This window comes from Flammeovirga agarivorans (assembly GCF_012641475.1).
Lineage (GTDB): Bacteria > Bacteroidota > Bacteroidia > Cytophagales > Flammeovirgaceae > Flammeovirga > Flammeovirga agarivorans.
Window position 1 is genome coordinate 1 of the sequence record NZ_JABAIL010000077.1, and the last position, 744, is coordinate 744.

Genomic DNA, 744 nt, shown 5'->3' on the forward strand with positions numbered 1-744 from the left:
CCCTGTATGATACGATTGTGGCAGGTGATACGGTGGTGTCTCTTAACTCATCGTCAGTAGCTGTGGGTGAATACCTTGAGATTAACGCGGAGGTTTATAAGGTTACTAGCGTGTCCGCAACTTACGCCGTGGTTAGAAAATGGACTGGTTCGGATTACACGGCTGGAGACTACGCAGCGGTAATTATTAGTAATCCATCCTACATCATTCGCCGGGTGCAGTGGGGCGAACAGTAACTTAATAAGGAGAAACATATGTTAAACAACCTGAACCAGCCGAAAGGCTCAACCATTGGTGTGCTCAAGGATGGGCGCACTCTCCAACAGGCAATTGATGGCTTAGAGAACCCGGTGCATTACGTCAAAGATGTGAGCATCACGCCATCGGCACTACTGGAAGTAGCGGTAGAGGCTGCACGACTTGGCCGGACTGTGGAGTTTGGGCCGGGGCACTACACGAACCAAGGTCAGCCATTCGAGGTGGACTTCCCGCTTAATCTGGATGTTCCAGTAGGAACCTTTCTGGACTTCCCTATCATCATACGAGGTAAGACCGTTAAGATGGTAAGGAGCGTGACTACGAACCTGACTGCCGCCCAGTGCCCTGTTGGTACAACAGTCATTGCCGGGGACTTCTCAGCGTTCCCTGTTGGTTCCGTCGTGGGTGTAAAACTCGGGGATAATACCAACGGCTCAGCAAGTTATAACAACGAGGCTGGCTGGGATTTCACTACAGTTGCGGCGG

General features: G+C 51.3%; 2 protein-coding genes. Both read left to right on the forward strand.

Translation table 11 applies throughout. The annotated features are described in order from the left end of the window. On the forward strand, positions 1-236 hold a 236-nt coding region (locus tag HGP29_RS28825), incomplete at its 5' end, for a hypothetical protein (RefSeq protein WP_211093458.1). 18 nt (positions 237-254) lie between these two features. Further along, the coding region (locus HGP29_RS28315) for a hypothetical protein (RefSeq protein ID WP_211093459.1) at positions 255-744 on the forward strand (490 nt) is incomplete at its 3' end.